3 protein-coding genes are annotated in these 6,212 nt (G+C 71.9%); 2 read left to right on the top strand and 1 reads right to left on the bottom strand.

Translation table 11 applies throughout. The features are described 5' to 3' along the window. Positions 1-208: 208 nt before the first annotated feature. Positions 209-2,302 (bottom strand): asparagine synthase-related protein, encoded by a 2,094-nt coding sequence (locus GAS53_RS19940; RefSeq protein WP_151478976.1) that lies wholly within the window; start codon positions 2,300-2,302, stop codon positions 209-211. Between the two features lie 773 nt (positions 2,303-3,075). Here GAS53_RS19940 and GAS53_RS19935 point away from each other — a divergent pair. Beyond that, positions 3,076-4,500 (top strand): MFS transporter, encoded by a 1,425-nt coding sequence (locus GAS53_RS19935; RefSeq protein ID WP_151478975.1) that lies wholly within the window; start codon positions 3,076-3,078, stop codon positions 4,498-4,500. Between the two features lie 226 nt (positions 4,501-4,726). Further along, entirely contained in the window at positions 4,727-5,938 is a 1,212-nt protein-coding gene (lhgO, locus tag GAS53_RS19930) for an L-2-hydroxyglutarate oxidase (protein ID WP_151478974.1), read from the top strand. Positions 5,939-6,212: the final 274 nt, after the last annotated feature.

The following is a 6,212-nucleotide window of genomic DNA, read 5'->3' as shown; positions in this document are numbered from 1 at the left end:
CCCCTACCCGTCCCATCCCTGGGGGCTGCGCCCCCAGACCCCCGCTATCGGCCTGGCGGCCTCGTCCTCAAACGCCGGACGGGCTGAAAATCAGCCCCCTCCGGCGTTTGAGGAGCGGAGGTTCGGGGCGGCGCCCCCGAGAACGGGGTCTGAGGCGGAGCCCCAGGAGGATGGGACGGGTAGGGGCGGCGGGGGCGAAAACGACTCCCTACCCCCTCGGAGCTCCCGCCCCCAACGCCCCCCGCTGCGGCCGAATCCCCGCCGGAACCGCCCGCTGCCTCGCAGGCGTTCCCGTCCAGCACGTCCCGCGGCGGTCCAGCAACCGGCGGAGCCACAGTTCGAGGGACACCAAGTCGGCGAGGCCTTCCAGGGGCAGGGGCTCCCCGTCGGCCGCCGCCCGGAGGGCCTTGCGGACGACTCGGGCCTCGACCAGGCCCGCCTGGGCGAGGAGGGGCGTGTCGAAGAGGGCGATCAGGTCGTCCACGGCGACGCGGAGGCCCGTGCGGGCGGCGGCCGCCGAGGAGGCGTGGGAGGGGGCGCCCCAGCCGGGCGGGAGGTCGGCGACGCCGGCGCCCTCCAGAACCGTACGGAGGATCGCGGCCCGCGCGCCGGGCTGGACGCGCAACGCCTCGGGGAGGGTGCGGCAGGCACGTACGACCTGGTTGTCGAGGAAGGGGGCGTGCAGGCGCTGGAAGCGGACCTCGGCCGCCTGTTCCAGGACGCGGAGGTCGGCGGCGTGTCGAGCGAGGGCGGAGCGCGCGCGGAAGTCGCCCGGGCGTTGGCCGGGGCCGACACTCGCCCGGGTCGTCGCTCCCGTCAGGCGAACCGATACTTCAGCGAGGGCCTCACCCGTCAGCCAGCGCGCGGCGGGCCCCGGTCTGGCCCACGTGAGCGCGGCGAGCGACGCCCCCACGGCACCTCCCGGCTCGTCGAACCGCTTGTGCAGCAGACGGTCGGCGAGCCCCTGGATGCCGACCAGGTACTGCGTACGGGCCAGCTTGCGCGCCGCGCCGTACACGCGCGCGGGGACCATGACAGAACCGTCGGCCTTCGCCAGCGCCGCGACCGGGCGCACCAGATGACGTCGTTTGCGGTCCATCAGCAGGTCGGCGAGGCGGGCCGGGTGTGCGTCCAGGACCTGCCGGGCGCCGTATCCGGTGAAGTGGTCCGCGCTGCCGGAGGCGAGGCGTGCGCGGTGGCGGGCCGCCGTCACCAGGGACGGGCCGGGCTCGTCCGTCAGCGGGCCCTCCAACTCGGCGTAAGGGAGGACCTCTTCGCCTCCCGCCACCACTACGTGGTGCAGGCGCGGGTTCGCTGCCAGCGTCCCCGCCCGCTCCAGTTCCGCCTCCCGCCCCTTCACCGCGAGGTCGTTGAAAGTGACCGCGAGGAGACGTTCGCCGGCCCCCGTGCCGTGTCCCAGGACGGTGCCCGGTGCGCCGGGCAGGCCGGCGGCGAGGAGGGCGAGCGTGCCCGAAGCGGGTCCTCCGGAGAGGTCGGCTCCGATGCCGGGGACGGGCATGCCGCGCGCAGCGCGCCGCTCGGCGGGGCCCATGCCGGGGACGGGGCCGGGGTCGATGTCCGCGCCGGGTACGTGCCTGGGGGCGGCGAGTCGTGCGCGTACGGCCTCGACCAGGGCGTCGCGTACGGCGTCCACGGCGCTGTCGGCGTCGGCGGTCGGCGCCGCGACGGCGAGGGAGGCCACCGGCTCGTACCCGGCGATCTCACGTGCGCCCGCGCGCAGGATCAGCGCGTGCCCGGGCGGAATGCGCCGTACGCCCTCATAAGGGGTCGAGTCGTGGAGCGCGGCCGGTACGTCGGGAGCCGCGAGCAGGGCCGCCAGGTGTCCGAAGTCGAGGTTGGCCTCGATGAGGTCGGCGAGGGGGAGGGCCGCGGTCGCATACGCCGTGCCGTCCGCCCAGGGCGTGTAGAACACCGGCCGGGCGCCCGCGAGATCGCCGCAGACCATGACCCGGCGGCCCACCTGGACGACGGCCGTGTAGCTGCCGGACCAGGCCGTCAGATGCCGAAGTGCCCCGCCGCGCGCGGCGAACAGGCCCACGCGCAGTTCCTCGTCGGAGGCGCCGCAGGTGCCGAGCACCGCGATGCGGTTCTGGTCGTCGGCCTTGACGATGCGCACCTCGTCGGGGCGCCAGTCGCCGACCGCCCAGAGCGGATCGGGGTCGCCCCACAGGAGTTGGGACCCCACCGGGTGCACCGTCTCGCCGTCGCTGCCGGTCGCTCCCGCCGAACCGATCTCAGGCGCACGAGCGACGGTGCTGCTCCATCCCACCAACCATCGCATCGCCGCCTCCACAGGCTGTGGACAACCAGTGCACCGTACGAACGGTCACCATGCTGCCACGAAGAAAGCGCGCCGGAGAGCCGGTGGGGTTGCTTGCGCTCCCCTGAGTGCGCCCCAGGGGAGATGCCCGCGAAGAAGCGAACGCACGCGCGAGAAACGGCGATCGCAAAGAATTTACCCAATGGCTACGACGTGAATGCGCCCCCGCTACGCTCCCCCAAAACACCCAACGCGCCCTCAAGTGCCATGGTGGGAGGGGTAATTGACCTCTGAGAGCATGGGCGAAATTCAGCCAAATCAGGGATGGACGGGCGGGCGTGCACACGCTCCGTACAGGCACTGGGCAACGCACAGTCCGGGAGGCGGAGTTCGCCTCCCGGACCGGTCCGCCGCCCGCGGGGATGTAGGCGGCGGTGTCCCCCAGCCCACTGGATCCAGTACAGCGGGCCGACCCACGCACGATCCATGGAAGCGCTCCCCCGGTGGCTGGAGAAGAGCGCACGGACGGGCGCACGGCCACACAGCGGGAGCACGGCGCGACGCTCCGTGCTTGCCCGCGGACCACAATCCCGCCATCCGGAACAATGCCTCTTAACGCATGGGATGCGGCGAACTACCCTGTGTTTGCCTGTGTTTTCGCGGGAGGCATATTCCTGAGGGCTCGGCCACGTGCTTTTGCGGGTGGGGTTGCAGGGGTTGGCGCCCGGGAAGACGCAGCACGAATGCCGCGTGGTTACACCCGCGCGGCAGCCGTCTGTGTCGAGGGGTGGCGCATGTCCAGGGAGCAACGCGGGCCGAACGAAAAACTCGGCGCCGTTCTCGCCCTCGCGGGAATCAGCAACGCAGGACTCGCGCGTCGCGTCAACGATCTTGGCGCTCAACGCGGGTTGACTCTTCGCTACGACAAGACGTCGGTGGCGCGCTGGGTGTCGAAGGGCATGGTGCCGCAGGGTGCTGCCCCGCACCTCATCGCCGCGGCCATCGGCCAGAAGCTCGGCCGCCCCGTGCCGCTCCACGAGATCGGTCTGGCGGATGCGGATCCCGCACCGGAGGTGGGCCTCGCCTTCCCCCGTGACGTAGGACAGGCCGTGCGGTCGGCGACAGACCTGTACCGGCTCGACCTCGCCGGGCGCCGCGCCGGCTCCGGCGGCATCTGGCAGTCACTCGCCGGATCGTTCGCAGTGAGCGCATACGCAACTCCCGCGTCCCGGTGGCTGATAACCCCGGCCGACAGCTCGGTGGCACGCGACGCGAGCCCGCTGGAGGGCTCCGGGGCACCGCTGAAAGTCGGCCACAGCGACGTCCAGAAGCTGCGGGAGGCCGCCGAGGACGCCAGGCGCTGGGACTCCAAGTACGGGGGCGGCGACTGGCGTTCATCCATGGTGCCCGAGTGCTTACGGGTCGAGGCGGCACCCCTGCTGCTGGGCTCGTACTCGGACGAGGTCGGCCGGGCCCTTTTCGGAGCGAGCGCCGAACTCACCCGCCTCGCGGGCTGGATGGCCTTCGACACGGGCCAGCAGGAAGCAGCCCAGCGCTACTACATCCAGGCCCTGCGCCTGGCCCGCGCCGCGGCCGACGTCCCCCTCGGGGGCTACGTCCTCGCCTCCATGTCCCTCCAGGCGACCTACCGCGGCTTCGGCGACGAGGGCGTCGACCTCGCGCAGGCCGCCCTGGAGCGCAACCGCGGCCTGGCCACCGCCCGCACGATGAGCTTCTTCCGCCTCGTCGAAGCACGTGCCCACGCGCGCGCGGGTGACGCCCCGGCGGCCGGCGGAGCCCTGAAGGCGGCCGAGGGCTGGCTGGAGCGGGCCCGCGACGGCGACCAGGACCCGTCCTGGCTCGGCTTCTACGGCTACGACCGTTTCGCGGCCGACGCCGCGGAGTGCTACCGCGACCTCAAGGCTCCGCGCCAGGTCCGCCGCTTCACGGAGCAGGCCCTGTCGCGGCCGACGGAGGAGTTCGTACGCTCACACGGCCTCAGGCTCGTCGTGTCGGCGGTCGCCGAGCTCGAGTCGGGCAACCTCGACGCGGCGTGCGAGCAGGGGGTACGGGCGGTGGAGGTGGCTGGGCGCATCTCGTCCGCCCGCACCACCGAGTACGTGAAGGATCTTCTGCACCGCTTGGAGCCGTACGGCGACGAGCCGCGGGTCGTCGAGCTCCGAGAGCGGGCCAGGCCGTTGCTCATGGCACCGGCCTAGTAGAAAGGCCCCGAGCGTCTGCGTGGTGCTGTGATCCTGTGACTACCGGTTGTGTGTGGCTGGTCACGCAGTTCCCCGCTCCCCTGACGGGGCCCGGCCCCTGTCACCGGCACCATGAATGTGACCGGAGACCGTCAGCCCCGGTATTTCGTTGGTTTGAGTGGGTTGTCAGTGGCGCAGTGCACTATCGGAGGTGGGGATCGGAGGCGGGAGGTGGGACAGGCAGATGATGCGGGCGATCGCTTACGACTGTGACGTACTCGTGATCGGCGGCGGGATCGTCGGTCTGTCGACGGCGTATGCGATCACACGTGCCGCGCCGGGCACGCGCGTGACGGTGCTGGAGAAGGAACCGGGCCCGGCCCGTCACCAGACGGGCCGCAACAGCGGCGTCATCCACAGCGGCATCTACTACCGTCCCGACTCCCTCAAGGCCCGCTACGCGGTGCGGGGCGCTGCCGAGATGGTCAAGTTCTGCACCGAATACGGCATCGCGCACGCCGTCACCGGCAAACTGATCGTCGCCACGGAGCGCGACGAGCTGCCCCGTCTGCACGCCCTGGTCCAGCGAGGCAGGGAGAACGGCATTCCGGTACGGGAGCTGGGCGCGGCCCAGATCGAGGAGTACGAGCCTCAGGTGCGGGGCCTCGCCGCAATCCATGTCGCCACCACAGGCGTGTGCGACTTCGTGGGCGTGGCCCGACAGCTCGCGGACGCGTCCGGAGCGGAAATCCGATACGGCGCGAAGGTCACGTACATCGACCGCCGCCCCGGCATCGGGGTCGCCGTCCGCACGGCCGACGGAACGATCATCCGCGCACGAGCGCTGGTCAACTGCGCCGGCCTCCACTGCGACGAAATCGCGCGCCTCACCGGGGACGAGCCCAGGATGCGGATCGTGCCCTTCCGCGGCGAGTACTACACACTGGCCCGCCCCGACCTGGTCCACGGTCTCGTCTATCCCGTCCCCGACCCCGCCTTCCCCTTCCTCGGCGTCCACCTCACCCGAGGCATCGACGGAGCCGTCCACATCGGGCCGAACGCGGTACCGGCGCTGGCCCGCGAGGGCTACGACTGGCGGACCGTACGCCCCCGAGAACTGGGCGCGACCCTCACCTGGCCCGGTTCCTGGCGCATAGCCCGCCGCCACTGGCGCTACGGCGGCGGCGAACTGCTCCGCTCACTCTCGAAGCCGGCCTTCACGAACGCGGTCCGCCGCCTACTGCCCTCAGTCACCCCCGACGACCTGATCCCGGCAGCCGCAGGCGTCCGCGCCCAGGCAGTACTCCGCGACGGCACCCTCCTGGACGACTTCCTGATCCAGGAGGGCCCCCACACGGTCCACGTACTGAACGCCCCGTCCCCCGCGGCCACAGCTTCCCTCCCCATCGGCCGAGAGGTAGCCAGCCGAGCCCTCAGAGCCCTGCCAACCACCTGACCAAGCCCGCAGCCGCCCACGCACGCCGGTACCACGTCGGCGGAGAGCCACCCACACCAAGCCACCACGACACGCAGCCACCCACGCCAAGCCACGACGACGGGCAGCCGCCCACCCACGGGAGGGGCCGTGCCGGTACGTCGCAGTCCGCCACGTAGAGCTCCTCCAGGAAACGTCACCTTCCAAAACCACAGCCGGATACCCAGTGGTGGCGGACTCGACGTACCGGCACGGCCCCGCCCCACGACGACGGCCAGGCGAACAGACGGACAGA

The organism is Streptomyces albicerus (assembly GCF_008905045.1).
In the GTDB taxonomy this organism is placed as follows: Bacteria; Actinomycetota; Actinomycetes; order Streptomycetales; family Streptomycetaceae; genus Streptomyces; species Streptomyces albicerus.
Note: the sequence above shows the minus strand (reverse complement) of the source record. Positions and strands in the feature narration are given on the sequence as shown.